14 protein-coding genes are annotated in these 19,151 nt (G+C 38.0%); 5 read left to right on the top strand and 9 right to left on the bottom strand.

What is annotated here, in order from left to right; all coding sequences use genetic code 11:
* Positions 1 to 14: 14 nt before the first annotated feature.
* On the bottom strand, positions 15 to 656 hold the full coding sequence (locus KEM10_RS18230; RefSeq protein ID WP_212217678.1) for a Crp/Fnr family transcriptional regulator: 642 nt from the start codon (positions 654 to 656) through the stop codon (positions 15 to 17).
* A gap of 131 nt (positions 657 to 787) precedes the next feature.
* Positions 788 to 2,791, bottom strand: a complete 2,004-nt coding sequence (locus KEM10_RS18225; protein ID WP_212217676.1) for an FAD-dependent oxidoreductase — start codon at positions 2,789 to 2,791, stop codon at positions 788 to 790.
* A gap of 173 nt (positions 2,792 to 2,964) precedes the next feature.
* Here KEM10_RS18225 and KEM10_RS18220 point away from each other — a divergent pair, with 173 nt between their 5' ends.
* Positions 2,965 to 3,663: a Crp/Fnr family transcriptional regulator gene (locus KEM10_RS18220; protein WP_212217674.1), complete on the top strand. Its 699-nt coding sequence runs from the start codon at positions 2,965 to 2,967 to the stop codon at positions 3,661 to 3,663.
* Positions 3,664 to 3,730: 67 nt separating this feature from the next.
* The gene (locus KEM10_RS18215; protein WP_212217672.1) at positions 3,731 to 4,498 is read left to right on the top strand and encodes an exodeoxyribonuclease III; all 768 of its coding nucleotides are present in this window, start codon (positions 3,731 to 3,733) and stop codon (positions 4,496 to 4,498) included.
* A gap of 260 nt (positions 4,499 to 4,758) precedes the next feature.
* On the opposite strand, the gene KEM10_RS18210 is transcribed toward KEM10_RS18215, so the two are convergent.
* From KEM10_RS18210 to KEM10_RS18200, 3 genes are all read right to left on the bottom strand, one after another.
* Positions 4,759 to 5,520, bottom strand: a complete 762-nt coding sequence (locus tag KEM10_RS18210) for a LytR/AlgR family response regulator transcription factor (RefSeq protein WP_212217670.1) — start codon at positions 5,518 to 5,520, stop codon at positions 4,759 to 4,761.
* Positions 5,513 to 8,482 carry a DUF6263 family protein gene (locus tag KEM10_RS24800; RefSeq protein ID WP_212217668.1) on the bottom strand — a complete coding sequence of 990 codons (2,970 nt, stop codon included), beginning with the start codon at positions 8,480 to 8,482 and terminating at the stop codon, positions 5,513 to 5,515. Before KEM10_RS24800 ends, KEM10_RS18210 begins: the two co-directional genes overlap by 8 nt.
* 483 nt (positions 8,483 to 8,965) lie before the next feature.
* The gene (locus KEM10_RS18200; RefSeq protein ID WP_212217665.1) at positions 8,966 to 10,138 is read right to left on the bottom strand and encodes an alkaline phosphatase; all 1,173 of its coding nucleotides are present in this window, start codon (positions 10,136 to 10,138) and stop codon (positions 8,966 to 8,968) included.
* Positions 10,139 to 10,337: 199 nt separating this feature from the next.
* On the opposite strand from KEM10_RS18200, the gene KEM10_RS18195 reads away from it, so the two are divergent.
* From KEM10_RS18195 to KEM10_RS18185, 3 genes are read left to right on the top strand one after another with little or no spacing between them, the layout of a single operon-like run.
* Positions 10,338 to 11,828, top strand: a complete 1,491-nt coding sequence (locus KEM10_RS18195) for a cytochrome c3 family protein (RefSeq protein WP_212217662.1) — start codon at positions 10,338 to 10,340, stop codon at positions 11,826 to 11,828.
* A gap of 56 nt (positions 11,829 to 11,884) precedes the next feature.
* Complete coding sequence (locus tag KEM10_RS18190; protein WP_212217659.1) at positions 11,885 to 12,361, top strand: low molecular weight protein-tyrosine-phosphatase; 477 nt, start codon at positions 11,885 to 11,887, stop codon at positions 12,359 to 12,361.
* Positions 12,354 to 13,211 carry a fructosamine kinase family protein gene (locus KEM10_RS18185; RefSeq protein WP_212217656.1) on the top strand — a complete coding sequence of 286 codons (858 nt, stop codon included), beginning with the start codon at positions 12,354 to 12,356 and terminating at the stop codon, positions 13,209 to 13,211. Before KEM10_RS18190 ends, KEM10_RS18185 begins: the two co-directional genes overlap by 8 nt.
* 4 nt (positions 13,212 to 13,215) lie before the next feature.
* Here the strand turns inward: KEM10_RS18185 and KEM10_RS18180 are convergent, their stop codons facing one another.
* From KEM10_RS18180 to zupT, 4 genes are all read right to left on the bottom strand, one after another.
* Complete coding sequence (locus KEM10_RS18180; RefSeq protein ID WP_212217652.1) at positions 13,216 to 13,920, bottom strand: cytidylate kinase-like family protein; 705 nt, start codon at positions 13,918 to 13,920, stop codon at positions 13,216 to 13,218.
* Positions 13,921 to 15,172: 1,252 nt separating this feature from the next.
* Positions 15,173 to 15,820 (bottom strand): endonuclease III, encoded by a 648-nt coding sequence (gene nth / locus KEM10_RS18175; RefSeq protein ID WP_212217649.1) that lies wholly within the window; start codon positions 15,818 to 15,820, stop codon positions 15,173 to 15,175.
* 18 nt (positions 15,821 to 15,838) lie between these two features.
* Positions 15,839 to 18,139: a TonB-dependent receptor gene (locus tag KEM10_RS18170; RefSeq protein WP_212217646.1), complete on the bottom strand. Its 2,301-nt coding sequence runs from the start codon at positions 18,137 to 18,139 to the stop codon at positions 15,839 to 15,841.
* Between the two features lie 19 nt (positions 18,140 to 18,158).
* Positions 18,159 to 18,968, bottom strand: a complete 810-nt coding sequence (zupT, locus tag KEM10_RS18165; protein ID WP_212217645.1) for a zinc transporter ZupT — start codon at positions 18,966 to 18,968, stop codon at positions 18,159 to 18,161.
* Positions 18,969 to 19,151: the final 183 nt, after the last annotated feature.

Here is a 19,151-nt window from a genome sequence, read left to right as displayed (position 1 = left end):
ATTTGTGCTTATGGTCACACAAGAGAAATTATCTCAATTTTATTTCGCGAGAGCTTAATTTTCCCCAGACGTTCGAGCTGTTTTAATAAACGCGACACAACTTCGCGCGAGGTGTGCAAATCATCAGCTATCTCCTGATGAGTTCCCAGCAATGTTTTTGTTTGCAATTCCTGCGAACGCTTTTGCAGATACTGCAATAATCGCTCATCCATCTTTAAAAAAGCAATACTATCAATGGTGGTTAACAGCTGCTCCAATCGTTGGCGATAAGAGAGCATAACAAAATTACGCCAGGTAGCATACTTACGCATCCAGTCATCCATAATACGAATGGGAACCATAATAGCAATCACCTCATCCAGCACACAAGCTTTCACCTCGCTAAGAGTCTTACTCATGCAGCAAGTTAGTATGGATGCACAGGTTTCTCCACTATTCAAATAATAAAGCAATAACTCATTACCGTTATCATCTTCACGCACCACCTTAACAGTTCCTTTTGTAATTAAAGGAATAAACAGCACCTCATCCCCAATATCAATCAGATTATCCCCCTCTTGAACATTTCGATAGACACAGTATTTCTCCATCTCTTGCAGCAAGTCGGGCTCTGATAAAACAGGAAAATTATTTTTGATAGTCTTAATCAACGACATAGCCAGAATCCTTTCTTCCGAAAAGTATAACGAATAGTTATTCTATGCAAAGAAAATTCAAAACAAAAAAAATAGCCACAGAGATGTTTTCAAAACCTGTGACTATTCTTCTACTAAAGCAAAAAACTATTTTACATCTGTGCCATCATAGCAGCTATACCTCCACCGTTTTTCACATTGGTATATCCTCGCTGCTTTAACACCTGCTGCGCATAAGCCGATCGCGCACCAGAGGCACAGTACACAATAATTTCTCTATCGGTATTTTCTCCCAAATCACCTTTACCCGACATAATATCATCCAGTGGAATATTTACAGCATCAGGGAAAGCACCAGACATAAATTCACCAGGAGTACGCACATCAACCACCAAACGAGCCAATTCATCTGTACTCACATTCTGATTGCTTTCAACCTCGGTTACCTCCTCTTTCTGATTAATATTCTTTTTCTCAATAGGCAATAACTCAACCTGGAAGTTTTTATATCCAACAGCCATCGCATGACGTTGCAATGAAGTATGACCTCCTGAGATATTATATACTTCTTCGAAACCTGCATTTTTTAAGGTACGTAATGCCTGATGACCTTTTTTACCAATCTCATCATAAACCAAAATTGGTACATCTTTAGGAATCGCCTGCAAGTTTTCTGATAACATCTCCAATGGCAAGTGGTGAGCTCCCTTCAGGTTACTCTTCTGGAATGCAAATACATCACGTACATCCAATACCACCAAACGCTTACCTTCGATAAATTCGTCCAACTCCGATGCCAATATACTTGGGCTAAATCCCGACATTTTATTCTCTGCTGCATAAGCTGCCATGTTCATAGCATCGTTGGCTGTTCCAATCGGAGGTGAATAAGCAAAGTCCATATCGGCAATATCGCTTACCTTAATTTTTGCAGCAGCTGCAGTAGCCAACACATCCAAACGCTTGTCGGCTCCTTTGTAACCCGCAGTTTGTCCACCTAACACAACGCCCGTCTGACGATCGTAAATAACCATTACCGAAACCGTTTCAGCTCCAGGATAGTAAGATGTATGATGCTCTTTATGAACCACTACTGCATCAGCATCAATACCGGCTGCTTTAGCTTGTTTCAACGACATACCTGTGATACCTGCAACCGCTTCAAACACTCGCACAACCGAAGTTCCGATAGCTCCTTTGTAAGCATGTTTTCCACCCAAGGCATTCTCGGCAGCAATACGTCCTTGACGATTAGCAGGTCCTGCCAATGGGATACGAACTTTTTTATTGCTCACACGATGCTCAATCTCCACCATATCTCCCGCTGCGTATATATCTTTATCTGATGTTTGTAAGTATTCATCAACCAATAAACCACCTGCTTCACCAATGGCCAATCCGGCATCAATAGCCAATTGTAAGGTTGGACGGACACCGATTGATAATAAAACCATATCGGCTTCCAGCTCCTGACCATTATCTAACTCCACTGAGTTATCGTTGATTTTTACCACACCTGTTTCAGTATGTACTCCTACACCGTATGAATGCAACTCACGAGTGATAAAACCTGCTGTTTCTGCATCCATCAACGACATTACATGAGGCATCTTTTCTACAACATGAACTTTTAAGCCACGCTTCACTAAAGCCTCAACCATTTCCAAACCAATAAAACCACCACCCACAACAACAGCTGTTTTAGGCTCTTCGTTTTTCAGGTGAGAATCAATTTTATCCATATCTTCCAATGTCCATAAGCTGAAAACATGGTCGTAATCGGCTCCGGGAAGATCCGGCTGAATAGGACGTCCTCCCTGAGCTAAAATCAGTTTGGTATATTCATATTGTTTTTTTGATCCGTCGCGGGTATCAATAGTATTTACAACATGTGCTTCTTTATCGATTGATGACACCAATGTATGAATGAAAACATCCACATTATATTGCTCTTTAAAGCTTTCAGGGCTTTGAAGAATTAAGCTTGAACGGTTTTCGATATCGCCAGCTATATAATAAGGTAAGCCGCAATTAGCAAATGAAACATCAGGCCCTGCCTCCAACATGGTAATTTGAGCATCTGGTGATAATCTTCTTGCTTTTGCGGCTGCCGTAGCTCCGGCAGCAACTCCTCCGATAATTACAATCTTTTCCATATAGACTTTATTTTATGTTTTTTGTTATCAAAATTTCTTGTGACAAATGTATGTGACCTCCAAAAAACAACCGAATAAAATGGATTGACCTTGATCCGTATTTAAATTGACCTTGCACAACTTTTCAGGTGATGACTGGTTCATTTCATAAAATACATTCTATTTTTGTGTGTATGATGAAGACGATTACTGAAAAAGACACTGATTATATCTGCGACATACAAGCACCTTGTTTTCAAGCTTTGGATGATAACGAAGTGGAGATTATAAGAACCAGTAAAACACAGGTTCAATTCCGTAAAGGGGATAACCTGACTAAGCAAGGTACCTTTGCTTCGTATGTTCTTTTTGTTGCAAAAGGATTAGCTATTCAATACGTTGAAGGAGATATTAATAAAAGCTATAACTTAAGAATTATAAGGCCAGGTGAATTTGTAGGTTTGTCATCTGTCTTTTCGAAAAAGACATTTAACTACTCATCAGTGGCCATAAGCGATTGCCATGTTTTGCTGGTTGAAAAACAAGCCATAAGCGAAATCATAGGTAAAAATGGAATTTTCGGACATGGGTTAATTAGTCGCTATACCGAGCAGAACATGAGTTTGTTCGACACACTCCGATCAGTATTGTACAAGCAAATGATGGGTCGAATGGCCGAGTCACTACTTTATATTGATGGATTTAAAGAACAGTTTCCAGAGATCTTCACCTTGATGACTCGCAAGCACATTGCTGATTTTGCAGGTATCACAACCGAAAGTGCTGTTAAAATTCTTAAGACGCTTGAAAAAGAAAGTATTCTGAAATTGGATGGAAAAGATATTCATCTTTTAAATAAAGATTATCTGAACGATTTAAGTATCCGGGGATAATTGAACATTGACCAATACCAATCTGTCTTTATTACCAAATAGTTTGAAATAAGAAAAAGAGATAAAAGTGAAATTAATATCATGGAATGTAAACGGATTACGAGCCGTTGCTAAAAAAGATTTTTTTGAGTCGTTTGATCAGATGGCTCCCGACATACTTTGTTTGCAAGAAACCAAAGCGCAGGATGATCAGGTTGCCGAGGTATTAAAGTCAATGATGGGTTGGCATTTTTATTCCAATTCAGCAGAGAAAAAAGGCTATTCCGGAACTGCCATTATTTCAAAACAAGAACCCATTAGCGTTTCTAAAGGCATAGGATTGGAGGAGCACGATAACGAAGGCAGAGTATTAACTTTGGAATATGATCGGTTTTATTTGGTTAATGTATATGTACCCAATTCGGGTAGTGAGTTAAAACGTTTGGATTACCGTCAGGATTGGGATAAGGCGTTTTTTGATTATTTGAAGAAGCTGGAAGAAAAGAAGCCTGTTTTAAGCTGTGGTGATTTTAATGTGGCTCACAAAGAAATTGATTTGGCTCGACCTAAACCTAATTATAATAAGTCTGCTGGTTTTATGCAGGAGGAGATTGATGGAATGGATCGATTTACCCAAGGTGGTTTAGTTGATACTTTCCGTCATTTTCACCCAGATGAAGCCGATAAATATTCGTGGTGGAGTTACAGGGCCGGAGCACGCGGTAAGAACATAGGCTGGAGAATCGATTATTTTCTTGCTTCCGAATCTTTCCTTCCTGAGATAAAAGATGCCTTTATTCTGCCTGAAATTATGGGATCGGATCATTGTCCGGTGGGAATTGAGATTAAAGATTAAGGATTAGTTGTTAATGATAAATGGTTAGTGATCTTAAGGTCGCTAACCTTCAAATACAGTCGCCCCTTCCGGGCTCTACTCCCTTCTCGCCCGGCACAGCACTCCACTTCCCATAACTTAGTGTCATGCTGTGTTAATACAGTCAGGGCTCCACCCTTTATAAATCATGGTAGTCCCGTTAGGGACGTTTGTGATAGCAGAGTACGTAAGTGCTATGTTAATGATAGTTGAATAAAATTCACAGTCCTGAAAGGACGTCTTTATTCCCCTCCCAACACCTCCATTACCTTTTCTTTACGAAGTCGTGATATAGGAACCTGCGATGAATCTTTCATGAGTAAATACCCTCCATCGGCTTTTTCGTAGGATTGAATCATCTGCACATTAACCAGATGTGATTGATGTACTCTGATAAAACCTTCTTCAGCAAGCAATTCTTCATATTCCTTCAAGGTTTTTGACACTAATTCCTTAGCACCAGATTGAAGATAAATAGAAGTGTAATTACTTTCAGCCTCACATCGTATAATATCCGAAACCTCAACAAACAGCAAACGCTGAGCCGAAGGCAAAGCAATACGTTTTGCCGAATGGGCACCGTTATGCTTTAAGGTCTCATATTGCAGTCTCGATTCCTTCTTATGACCTTTTAATTCAGCCACTACTCTATCAACGGCCTTTTGAAGTTCGATGGTATTGATTGGTTTTAATAAATAATCGAAAGCACAGTAACGAATGGCTTTTATGGCATATTGATCGTAAGCAGTAACAAAAATTACTTTAAAATCCCGTTCCGAAATCGACTCAAGCAAATCAAAACCATTGCCTCCGGGCATTTGAATATCCAGAAACACCAAATCAGGTTGGTACTGATGAATCAGTTGAACTCCTTCGGCTGCATTATTAGCCATAGCACAAACCTCAACCTGTATGCAATACTTTTGCAGTTGTTTTCTCAAATACAAACAGTTGTTGGGCTCATCATCAACAATAATGGCTTTTATCAATTTACTTTCAGACATCGTTCAGTTCGTAGGTTATTTCAACTAAAGTACCATTTTTAGCGGGATCTGCCTCCCCTTTATTTTTGATATCTAATCCAATTTCCAATTGATAGGATTCTTTCATCACCTCGAGCCTACGCTTAGACAAAGCAATACCCTGCCCATTGAGCAAGGTATTTTTAACTTCGGAATAACCGCCTCCATTATCATCAACACAACAGAGTAACTTATTATTATGTAACTGGAATGATATTCGTATTCGTCCCTTTTCCTTTAGTTTTGAAACTCCATGAATAACAGCATTTTCAACAAAGGGCTGAACCATCAATCCGGGAATTTCTATCAGATCTGTCTCCAGATTAGGATCAACCTCCAAATGATAATCGAAGCCAAAACGCAGAGCCTCTAGTTTCAGATATGTTTGCAAAGCTTCTATTTCGCTGGCCAAAGGAATCAATATCTTATTAGAGTCGTTTAAAACTTGTCGCATCAAACCCGAGAACTCAGAAATATATAAACAAGCCTCCTCGTTTCGATCATCACTCACCAAATGCTGAATAGAGTTTAGCGTATTAAACATGAAATGTGGATTCAACTGAGAACGGATCGCCTTTAATTCCAATTGCACCTTTTCGCGTTTACGAGCTTCTTCCTTTTCAAATTGTTTCTGACGCATTTTAAAGTAAAACCACACCAAAGCACTTATCAACATTATCACAGCCAAACTTCCATAAATGTAACTCTTCTGAATCTTTGACTTTGAAAATTCAGGTTGCTTAAGATGAATATATTCAGATAAAACATTGGCATACTGAAAGAATCGACCATTGCCCAAACCCATATCATAATTTAGATGCTGATCCCATAATAATTCAAATTCTCCCTTTGAATTAATTAAAAAGGCTGAGTTAGATTTGGTTGCTTTATAATTTAAGGTTTCGGAATTACTCCACTCTGGGTTTAACAATAAATCACCTGTATAGAATTTCCTAATTTCACTAATTAACTTATAATTCGCTGTCTTATCCGTTACAACCAATAAAGTTTTAAACGGCCCTTGTACCGAATCATTTAAAAGTTGCAAAAAACGCAGATTTGCATTGTTAACATCATCCTGCACTTTTTTAAACACTACATACACCCATTGTCCTTGATAATCAGATAGGCTAATGTTTTTTCCATCCATATTAGGTAAAGTAAAATCTGGAGCCGGCTTGCCTTCCTTCATTACGGAATAATCACCTAACTGTCGCTTAAACGTATTGGCTAATTCGGTAGATGGAAATTTCTCCTGGAATTCAATTAACATTTTCTCTGCCAATTCAAGATCTGCCTTTTGGATGGCTTCATTTAAATATTTCCCTTCAGAATAATAAAGAACCTCACCTTCCAGCAACACTTTAGCTAAATTATATTGCACCTCAGTCCCATTATTCTTCCATCTGTACCTTTGAAGGTCATCAGATTTAATCTTAATATAAGTATCGATAAAAGCTCTGGTTTTGTTGGTTTCAGGATAAATATACAAGGCACTTTCCATCTCCTCCATCCATTTCACATGAAGCTCCTTTAAGTCCTTAATTAAATTACGCGACACATAATTAGAACCTTTCATTGAATAATTTATGTTGACAAAAAGATTTGTTTTAATATACTTTTTTGCCCATGTTGTTAATGGTTTATCCTTAATTTGCTGCTCCAATAAATGAACCTGATCCCACATCTTTTGTATTAGCGAATCAACATTCTCACCTTCAGTAACAGTATATGGCTTAATCTGACTATTAATATTATCAAGTAAATTAAATTTTAAAGTTGATTTTCCACCAAAGCTCCATTCCGGATTCTCTGTTTGATTATTGATATTGATTTCCAATTCATCACCAGGCTCTAAAAAAATATCTTTAGCAAAAGTCAGATCAGAGGTTATTGCCCCCACACGAAATGTTAAATCCATTGGTCGATGCAAGTCAAAAGTTAATTCGAAAGTACCATCCTTTTCTATCATAAATTCTTGCTTCTGAAAGGACTCATAATCGGGGTAACGCTGTTTCACATACAAACTACCTGTAGTGGCTGTATTCCCTTTAATCACGCCTTTTAAAACAACACGATTAGATCTATTATCTTCTACACCATAATTAACAAAACTGGCAACTCGCCCAAAAACGTTCGAGAAATTATTATACCCAGTTACTCCATTAGGTTCATCGTCATCATAAAACTCTTTATTACTTTTTATTTCTCCCTTCACAAATCTACCTTTTGACTTAGAAAACAATAAAGTATCGGCCTTAAATGGAAGATACTGTTCCATGTCTCCATTATTCAATATACATATATCATATTTATAGGGTGAAGTCGTAGCCTTGTAGATAACATTTAGCAGATCAGAAGCATCTGTAACTTTTAAAACATTAGATGCTAAGTCCAATCGAGGAAAGATATTTTGAATCACCTTTTTAAATTCTACTGCAGAAAATGCTGATCGAAAACTGGTATTATAAAACTGATTGAAGCTATCGGAGAATTTTTTATTCAGTATATCTTCATAAATACCTTCAATACCTTTAACAGTTAACACCTTTCCTTGCTGATCGAGGGTAATAGTAAACGATTTATTTACCAGTTCTTTAAAAATATTTTCATAACTATCTATCGCATAATTGGGTATTTGAGTATCGTAGCATCGATTGTTGTGCCATCGAACTACCCTATGAATGTCCACCTTCATTTTTGTTACTCCTCTACTATTACTGAGAGGTTGAAACAGAAAATAAAAATCAATTGAAGTAGGATTTAACTCATTAACATAAATAACAGATTGCATTGATAATTTATTATGAACCAGCCCATAACTCCGCACTTTCACCACAAATTCATCGCCAATATTAAAATCATATTTTAAAGACTTGGAATTGTTGGCTTGAGATATCGCAAAATGTGCTATTAGATAAATTAAAAACAGAAGCTTCTTCATTGGTTTAGGATTTAATGTAAAGTTGAAAATTCTTTCCATCAAATATCATAAACATAAGAAAAGTTTCACATCCAAATGAGTAGTTGGTTGTTTTTATTGAGTATTGGTAGTGATTAATCGTTATTTGGATTATAGTTTGATATAGGATGTATTAACACAGTCGCCCCATCCGGGGCTCTGATTTCCTTCTCGCTCATCACAGCACTCACGTACTGTTTTAATACAGTCAGGGCTATGCCCTTTAACTATATAGGTAGTCCCGGAGGGACGTATTTAACAGCATAGTACGTAAGTGCTATGTTAATGATAGTTGAATAAAAATTCACAGTCCCGGAGGGACGTCTGTACTAGCATAGTACGTCAGTGCTATGTTGAGAAGGCATTCCTGTAGTCAGGCGTTTGCAAAATGCTATTTGATTTAATTATAAAACAAAAAAGACTGGATAAACTATCCAGCCCATAATCGTTTTATCAGTAAGATATTTACTGATCCTTATCTTTCTCTTTAAACTTAAATAACTTATACATCTTTTCGAATATCTCGGTATTTTCGTAGATTCCCGTAAATTCTTCGGCACCCGGACCAATAGCAAAAACAGGAACCATAATTCCGGTATGATCTCCTGTTGTATAAGCAGCTTTAATATACCCTATACTCATATCTCCTTCGTTAACCGACATACCACCTGTTTCGTGGTCAGCAGTAACAATAATTAAGGTGCGACGATCATTAATAGCAAACTTAATAGCCTCTCCTACCGCTTTATCCATATCTAGTACTTCGCCGGTATTATAAGAAGCATCATTTTGATGACCACCCCAATCAATCTGACTACCTTCAACCATTAGAAAGAATCCTTTACTATCGGCATTGGACAACACTTCAATGGCTTTGGTAGTAGCCTCGGTTAACATATCTCCTCTATCGCGGTAGCCGGCATTATGACCAACTGCCGTTAATACAGCCAATTTACCTTCTGTTACCGGCTCTATTTCCTGCATATTATAGGCAGTTCTATATCCCTTGTCTCTCAACTCCTGCAATAAATCTCGTCCATCTACCCTTTTCATAAAGAAATCAGCGCCGCCGCCAATAAACAAATCAATATCTGTGTTCATAAAATCACCGGCTATTTGCTCGTACATATTTCTACTGGGCTGATGGGCAATAAAAGATGCTGGCGTTGCATGGGTAATAGCAGAAGTTGAAACAAGTCCGGTAGCTTTTTCATTTCGTTCTGCATATTCCAATATGGTGGTTGCCTTATTTCCATATGCATCTAACCCTATGGTACCATTAGTTGTTTTCTTTCCTGATGAAAGAGCCGTTCCTCCGGCAGCAGAATCTGTTACATAGTTATCTGCACTTTGCGTTTTACTGAATCCAACAAAGGGCATATTCTGAATATTTAGCTCACCTCCATTGGCAGTAATTCCGGCAAACACCTGTGCAGCCCCCATTCCATCACCAATGAATAATATTATATTCTTAGGTTTTCTTTTAAACCTCACATCATCAATATCAAACTGAACTACCTCGTGTTGTTGTTCAGCTGTATATTCAAACTTTTCATTCTTAATGTCTTTGTACTCTTCCTGGGCAGATATTCCTGCTGTGATAAGGAGTAGTGCTAATATTAAGCTATTCTTTTTCATTTTCTTACGTTATTTCCTTTGAACATTCAAAGTAAAAGCAATTTACTTATAAAAAAAACAACAGAAAACTGAGTTTGTTCCTGCAAAAGAGCTTCAATGCCTATTAAGCATCATATCTACCTAAATATAAGAACCTTCCCTCTCACAAACAATTGTTTTAATGGAATAATTTTCGTAAATTATTAGAAAATTGACCGTTATGCGTTTCCCAAAATCCTACTACAATCACATTTCGCTGGTCGGAACTATAATCGCCGGCATTTCAATCTTACTTATTATTTTATCATTCATACTCTCCTTTATTTTTAATGCCGGAAGCTCATACCTGGGCTTATTTTCATATATTTTACTCCCCGGCATCATGTTGCTTGGATTAATTCTAATCCCAATAGGAATGCTTTTTTCTACACGAAAAGCACGCAAAAACAACATAGAACAATACAAAAAATGGATTGTCATTGATTTTAATGACCCACGATACAGAAATGCTGCATCTGTATTTTTCATTGGCACTGTTGTACTCATGCTTCTATCAGCTGTTGGTAGTTATGAAGCTTACCATTATACCGAGTCGGTTGAGTTTTGTGGTAAAGTTTGTCATAAGGTAATGAAACCCGAATACGTTACATATACTAATTCATCACATGCCCGGGTTGCCTGTGTTGAATGCCATGTGGGGCAGGGAGCTGATTGGTATGTTAAATCAAAGCTCTCTGGTTTATATCAGGTATATGCAGTTGCTACCAATAACTATCCTAAACCCATACCCACACCCATCTCAAGCTTGCGTCCGGCAAAAGAAACATGTGAAGAATGCCACTGGCCGCAGAAATTCTACACTCCTCGTTTACATACCGAAAAGCATTACTTATCCGACAGTTTAAATACTGAATGGATGATACAATTGCAAATGAAAACTAATAGCCAACATAGTTCTAACAATCTGGCCGAAGGCATTCACTGGCACATTAATCCTAATGTTAAAATTGAATATATCGCAGCAGACGAAACAAGAGAAAGTATTCCCTGGGTACGATACATCAATCTGAAAACAAACGATACCACCTTGTACGAGGACACCTGGGGCCCATTGGATCCGGAAGATATAAAAACAGCTACTATCCGCACAATGGACTGTATGGATTGCCATAACCGTCCATCACACAATTATCATTTACCTTCTGATTTTGTGGATTATGCCATTTCATCGGGTGACATTCCAAAGCTACCACAGATAAAATATATAGCTATGGAAGTCTTAAAAGATCCCTATCCTACAACCGACACAGCACTGATGGTAATAAAAAATACTATTCAGCATTTTTATGAAGAAAATTACAGCGAATTACAGCCTGAAGCAATTACGCAAGCTATTGAAGGTATTTCAAATGGATACCTTAACAACATTTTCCCTGAAATGGGAGCCAACTGGGATGTTTATCCCGATCATATTGGTCATGTTGAATTTAACGGTTGTTTCAGATGTCATAATGATACACATGAAAGTCTGGCAGGGAATAAAATCACCAAAGACTGTAATGCCTGTCACAGCATATTAATGCAAGGAACGCCGGGTCAATTAGAATCAGCAAGTATCAATGAGCCACTTGAATTTCATCACCCCATTGATATTGGAACCGATTGGAAGGATTATTTATGTACTGATTGCCACAGGTACTTATATCCATAATAGAAATACTTTCTCATCTATACGAAACTATTATATTTGAGATAAAATTGATGAGAATGGATAAAACAAAAGTACTTTTTGTATGTCTGGGTAATATTTGCCGAAGCCCCAGTGCCGAAGCTGTGATGAAAGCTCTGGTTGAAAAAAAAGGATTGGATGCCAAATTGGAAATTGATTCTGCCGGAACGGCCGGTTATCATTCAGGCGAACCTGCCGATCAACGTATGCAACGCCATGCTGTAAATCGGAATTATAACCTAACCAGTATAAGCCGCAAAGTAAATGCAAAAGTTGATTTCGATTATTTCGATTTTATTGTTGCAATGGATGATCAAAATGTGGAAGACTTGGAGATGATGGCTCAGAATGATGAACAACGAGCTAAAATAAGCAAGATGACTGATTATTGCAGAACATATACACACACTTCGGTTCCGGATCCATATTATGGAGGTGCTGCCGGTTTTGAATTGGTATTAGACCTACTAGAAGATGCCTGCGAAGGTTTAATCGAACATATTGAAAATGCCTGATCTGATATCGAAAATAGAAGATATTCTGCAAACAACCATTGTCAAACATCAATCAGTGGGTGGTGGTTGTATTGCTCAAACTCAAGTGATAAAAACAGACGATGGCCACAATTATTTCTTAAAAGCCGGGTTCAACAATTCAATGTTTCGTAACGAGGCAAACGGATTAAAAGAGTTATCTAAAGCGGGTTGTATCAGAATTCCGAAGGTTTTAGCGGTTGGCGATGATTTTCTTCTGCTTGAAAACATTGAGCAAGGCTCAAAAAGCAAGCACTTTTTTGATGATTTTGGAAAAGCATTTGCTCAAATGCATCGGTTTACTTCTGATAACTTTGGTTTTTATGAAGATAACTTTATCGGATCAACTCCTCAACTCAACATCCCCGAAACCTCTGAATCAACCAACTGGACCAACTTTTATTTTAACAAACGGCTTAAATATCAATTCTTGCTTTGCGAAAAAAATGGATATTCCGACGAAGGATTCAAGCGCTTGTTTGCCGGAATTGAAAAAAATATCTCTCACATATTATCTGGCAGCAAAGAAGCTCCTAGCTTACTACATGGAGATTTATGGGGCGGTAATTATATGGTTGACACCAACCATAAGGCTGTTTTGATTGACCCGGGAGTTTATTACGGCCATCGCGAAGCCGACCTCGCCATGACTAAGTTGTTCGGCGGATTTAGTCCTCAATTTTATCAGAGCTATAATCAAACTTACCCTTTAAAAGAAGGCTACGAATACAGGCAGAATATTTACCTATTATATCATGTTTTAAATCACCTCAATCTTTTTGGATATTCTTATAAATCACAAGCCGAACAACTAATGCGAAGCTATCTGTAATCAGCTATTCTATAAATCCTCTTGAACGGGCAAAACAGAATAAAAGATTTACAATCTCTTCATCGGTCATGCTCATGGCATTTATTCGTATATCAAAGAAATCAACATCAGGACGGTCTTTTTCAAAGTAATTTCTAAAGCTGGCTCTTCGCTTGTCCTGATCAATACAACGTTTTTTAGCATCTGATAAGCTCAGGTTTTCTTCTTTTGAAACCACTTCAGCACGCCAGTTTAAAGGTGCTTCCATTTTAACGTGGAATGATCTTTTTATGCTTTTTGTGATAGCTTCTCCGGCACGACCTATAATTACAACATTTCCTTCTTCAGCTTCATCGTGCAAAAACTTGGCTATTGTATTTTTAATTTTCACATCCCCCGGGTAGTATTCCTGACTAAAAAACAAGGCCAGATTTTCAAAGAAACTCTTTTGCTTATAATCGCTTAAATCTTCTAACAAAGCAGGTGTTAATTTTAATTCAGAAGCAGAACGTTCCAGAATTTCTTTACTAATCATTCGCCACTCTTTCTTCACTCCCTGCTTTTTTAATTCTTCACTAATTCTCTCTGCAAGTAATTGTCCGATTCGTTGACCATGACAACCATATTCTCGCGAGATAGTAATAGCCGGACCACCTTCTTTCTTTTTAACATCGGAGGATTTCCGCTGTCCGGACCGATCTTTCATGTATTGTAAAAACAGATTATCCATAGCGCTGATTTTAGAGGTTTAAACTGATCATAAGATACTAAAATCCCGGTAAGCTTACAAGTAAAATCAGCAGGTATTTGTTACGGAACGAGAGCAATTCCAAATAAAAAAAAATTGCATTTGAAGCGTTTTCTTAGTAAGCTTCAGCCAGTGAACCCAAAACAAGGTTAGATTGACGGTTAAAAATCGTTTTTGTTTGAACGCAGTGAGTTTAAACGTTTTTAGGCAACCAACCTTAGTTTTATGAGTAAGATGAGTGTAGCCCAGTTAATTAAAACAATTTGGACAGCTTTGTTGTGAAATAGCAGTTCTTTTCTTGTCAGAACCTCACTAAGAGTGTCTAAAAACTCGTTGATTTGGAAGCAATTGAAGTGAAACAAAATTCGCAAATCCTCTTGAATAAAAATATTTCCTAACACAAATTTGAATCTCAGAAGTTTGTTGCAAAAAAGTGAACTAGCTCGAGGCAATCTTCAATGCATTATACCTTTGTTTGATTAAATAATTCCTTTTTTAGAAAAAGGAATCAAAAATCTTTCGGATTGAGGCGATTGCTACGCATCGTTGTCGAACTTATGGCTTCAGGCACATCTCTCGTACCTCGAGACACCATTCCGCCATGTTCGCAACTATCACTGACAATCCGAATTTCGAAACTGAGTTTCGATTAGTGCGTCTCCGAATATTCCACTATCAGGATATAGACTAAAGATAAAGGGATAATCCTCTTTAAAGCATAAAAAAAGGACAGATTAAAAAATCTGTCCTTACCCTTAAATCAGTTCGTTAACTAAATCCAAATCTATGAATAAAAATCTACAGTGCAAATATGCGAACTATTATAGTAAAGAAAATCCAAACAAGGTTAATTCATGTTAAATCATTACTTTACACATAAAAAAAGGACAGATCGAGAAATCTGTCCTACCTTATCAGTTCGTTAACTAAATCCAAAATCTATGAAAAAAAATCTACACAACAAATGTCTGAAATTATTCAGTGAACAAAGTTCAAACAAAGTTAAATCATGTTAATGGTGAGAAGGTTAGCTTAGTGCGGTAAAAAAAGAAAAAGGACAGATAAAAATCTGTCCTTACCCTTAAATCAGCTAACTAAATCCAATTTTATGAAAATCCCTACTGCAAATATGGGAACTTTATGCCTTAACTAACAAATTATCGCAGTTAATAATTGTTAAACAACAAATAAGCACCTACCCTACATCACTCCTTACGATCTGTAAGTGTTACTATTACGCATTGATCGTTTGTTGTTCAAAAAATTTACAAAAGTCTTTTAAACCACATCTACCGCACTTAGGTTTGCGTGCAATACACACATATCTACCATGCAGGATCAACCAGTGATGGGCAATGGGCAGTAATTCCTCGGGAAAAAACTTTACTAACTGCTTTTCTGTATCCAAAGGTGTTTTTGAGTTGGTGGTTAAACCAATTCGGGCAGCTACCCTAAATACATGAGTATCTACAGCCATTGCCGGTTTTTCGTATACTACCGAAGCAATTACATTGGCTGTTTTGCGCCCCACACCCGGCATTTTTTGCAGTTCTTTAATATCATCGGGCACCACACCGTTAAAATCATTTACCAGCATATTAGCCATCCCAACTAAGTGCTTACTCTTATTGTTTGGATAACTGCACGAACGAATCAATTCAAAAACATCTTCGGGTGTTGCAGCCGCCATATCTTCGGGATGCGAATAACGTTCAAAAATGGCAGGAGTCAATTGATTTACCCTTTTATCGGTACATTGCGCCGATAGAATAACCGCCACCAACAATTCGTATGGATTGGAATAGTGTAATTCGGTTTCGGCAATGGGCATATTTTTTTGAAAGTACTCAATGGTACGTTGATATCTTTCTTTTTTTAGCATCACTCAAATAATTTACTATTACAGGCTCATCACCTTCAGTCCAAAGTAAACAGTGCGCGGACGAGAAGGTCCGTAAATATAATTACTATCCCGATTTTTTCCAGTATCAAAATCGTTCTGATAAGCATTGAAAATATTCTGAACGCCTCCATAGAATTCAACATCTACACCTACCCGATGCCAATCCATACCATAAGAAAGTTTTATATTATGCTCGAAAAAAGCATCAGATTCGCGTAATTCGGGACCATTGTAGTAGGGTACTAACATGGGTCCGGTATAAACCCCGGATAAAGCTCCCTGAACACCCCACAGCGAAGTATAAGTTAATGTATAATAACCGTAGGCATCGGGGGTTCTCAAATACTTGTCGGTTCCTTCCAGTTCTTCCGACCAATAAACTACCTCATCATAAATACTCGACTGCAAAGTTATACCCGACTCTAACTGTAATCTTCTGTTATAGTTTCCGCGAAATTCAAAAGTAACTCCCTGCACAGTTGAATTCGGTCCGTTCCGCTTTTCCAGAATAGCATTTCCCTGCTCATCAACACCATTCTCTTCCAATACATAAGCATCGTATAAACGGGTGTAAAAACCTTCTAAGGTAACGCCCCAAATATATTGCTCAGTTGGTTTATCGTAATTGACAGATGCACTGATGCTCTGCGATCGTTCTTCCTCTAAATCATCAGCCAATAAAATACGACGAATGCCCCCACCGGAAAAAGCAATGTGCATATCAGCATCAAAAGCCTGAGGCGGTCTGAAGCCGGTTGACCAGCTGGCACGTAACTGCATTCCGTTTTGCTTATATAAAGCCGAAACACGGGGACTTAAAATAACATGATCGACCATATTATGCTTATCGGCTCTTAATCCGGTTAAAAGATTCAATTTACGGGTGATATCCCAATCACTTTGCAAATATCCTCCCACATTTCGAGTGGTTTGATCCAGCAGATAATCATAGGCTTTAATCTCATCATTCACCATATCGTAGTTGTATTCTGCTCCCACGGTAAGGTTGTTTTTGCCAGTAACAAATTCAGACAAAAGATGATTCAACTGAAAACCACCCATGTACGTTTCGTTATCGGTAATGCCATAAGGAGGATTCTCTAAATGCTCAATATAGCCTTCATCATCTGCTTCGGGCTTTATGCCGGTGTAATGATCTCTTTGTGTATTTTGCCCGGCCAGATATACAGCCAGTGACGATAGATTATCATTAAAACTGAACGAATAATCAACACCGCCCATCAGCACATTGTGCGTTCTCTCTTCCGACTGTTCGGCAAGATATGCAGGTAGCTCTTCACTATCGCCACCACGACGATATTCGTACATGCTCGAAAGGCTTATTTCCAGTTTATGGTTGGGAGCCGGTAGAAAAAAGGAAGTCAGCCCAAATGAATTGTTCTTTAACTTAGGTAATTCGCTAAAGCCATCTCCGTTATGATCGTATGATTCTCTATTACGATGCGAAGCAAATAAGGTGAGTCCTGAGTTTTTTCTATCGGATAAAATGCCGGCATTGGCATTAATTTGCTGATCGGTTGCACTTCCGTTTATTACCGATCGACTGGTAGAAGCCGAAAAAGAACTGTTAGCAGGCACTTTGGTAATTACATTTACCGTTCCGCCAATGGCACCGGCTCCATACAAAGCAGATGCTCCACCGCGAACTACCTCAATGCGCTCAATCATATTGGTGGGTATCTGTTCCAACCCGTATAAACCGGTTAATGGACTAAAAACAGGTCTACTATTAATCAATATCTGAGAATATCCTCCACCCAAACCATTCATGCGTAATTGAGTGTAATTACAGGTCTGGCAATCGGTTTCCATGCGCAAGCCGGGTTGAAATGCCAATCCTTCAGACAAAGTTCCTGCCTGCAGCATTTCAAGCTTTTTGCCTTCCAACACATTAACCACCACAGCCGATTCGGTTTTACGCTTAAAGGTTTTGGTGCCGGTAACCACTACATCATCCAGCGATAGAACCTTTTCTTCCAAAACAAAATTAATTTCCAGTGTTTTACCTGCTACAATCAGCACCTTCTTTTCAACCGGTTTAAATCCCACTAAGCTGGCTACCAAAATATGCTCCCCTTCGGGCAGATTGGTTAACATGTAGTGACCCGTATGATCAGTCATTGACCCATACTGGGTGCCTTTTAAATAAATACTTACAAACGGAAGATGCTCCCCTTCAGACTGTACATCACCAAATATATTGGCATCGGTATTTTGAGCATTAAGTATATTAATTCCTACTATGGTTGCGATTAAACAACCAATCAATTTTCTCATAACTATATATTCTCAAGTATTATAAAAACAATAGAAGACTGACTGCCATTACAGCCATTCCGGCAAATAATCCATAAATGGATAAATGATGCTCGCCATATTCACGTGCCGATGGTAATAACTCATCCAACGAGATAAACACCATAATACCTGCTACACCGGCAAAGATGATTCCGAAGGTTAAGGGTGTCATAAATGGCATTAATATTAAATAACCAATTAAAGCACCAATGGGTTCGGATAATCCGGATAAAAAACTGAGACGAAAGGCTTTTTTTCTGCTTCCGGTAGCATAATATATGGGTACCGAAACAGCTATACCTTCCGGAATATTATGAATGGCAATAGCCACAGCAATGGCAATACCCAGATTAGGGTCCTGCAAAGCGGCAGTAAAAGTGGCTAAACCTTCGGGGAAATTATGAATACCAATGGCAAGGGCTGTAAACATACCCATACGCATTAGTTTTTTATCTTTTACTTTGGGCGAGGCCGACATTTCCTCCACCGAATGTAACTCATGCGGGTTTTCTGCCGAAGGAATAAATTTATCGATCAACGCAATAAACAAAACACCACCAAAAAAGGCAATTACCGTATACCAGGTACCTGAAGCTTCGCCATAAGCCTCCACCATAGTATCTTTGGCTTTCATAAAAATTTCAACAAACGAAACATAAATCATCACACCCGCTGAAAAACCTAACGAAATTGCTAAAAACCGGGTATTGGTGCGTTTGGCAAAAAAGGCCATAGCACTTCCAATTCCGGTACTTAATCCGGCAAATAAGGTTAAAGCAAAGGCAAACAGTATTGAATTAAATTCCATAAATATGTTTCTATTTATTTTGCGGTTAAGTACAAAGAAATTGCTTTTTTACAATATCTCAAAAAACACATATTGAATTTATATTTGTCTCTGTATGGTTTATAGTGGGTAATCATTAAAATGGGGCTTTGCCCCAATCCCCACTTCATTTTCTTGCCTTGATACAAGAAAACAGAAGCAAAA

This window comes from Carboxylicivirga linearis (assembly GCF_018271995.1).
Taxonomy (GTDB): Bacteria; Bacteroidota; Bacteroidia; order Bacteroidales; family Marinilabiliaceae; genus Carboxylicivirga; species Carboxylicivirga linearis.
This window is presented reverse-complemented; position numbering and strand designations above follow the sequence as displayed.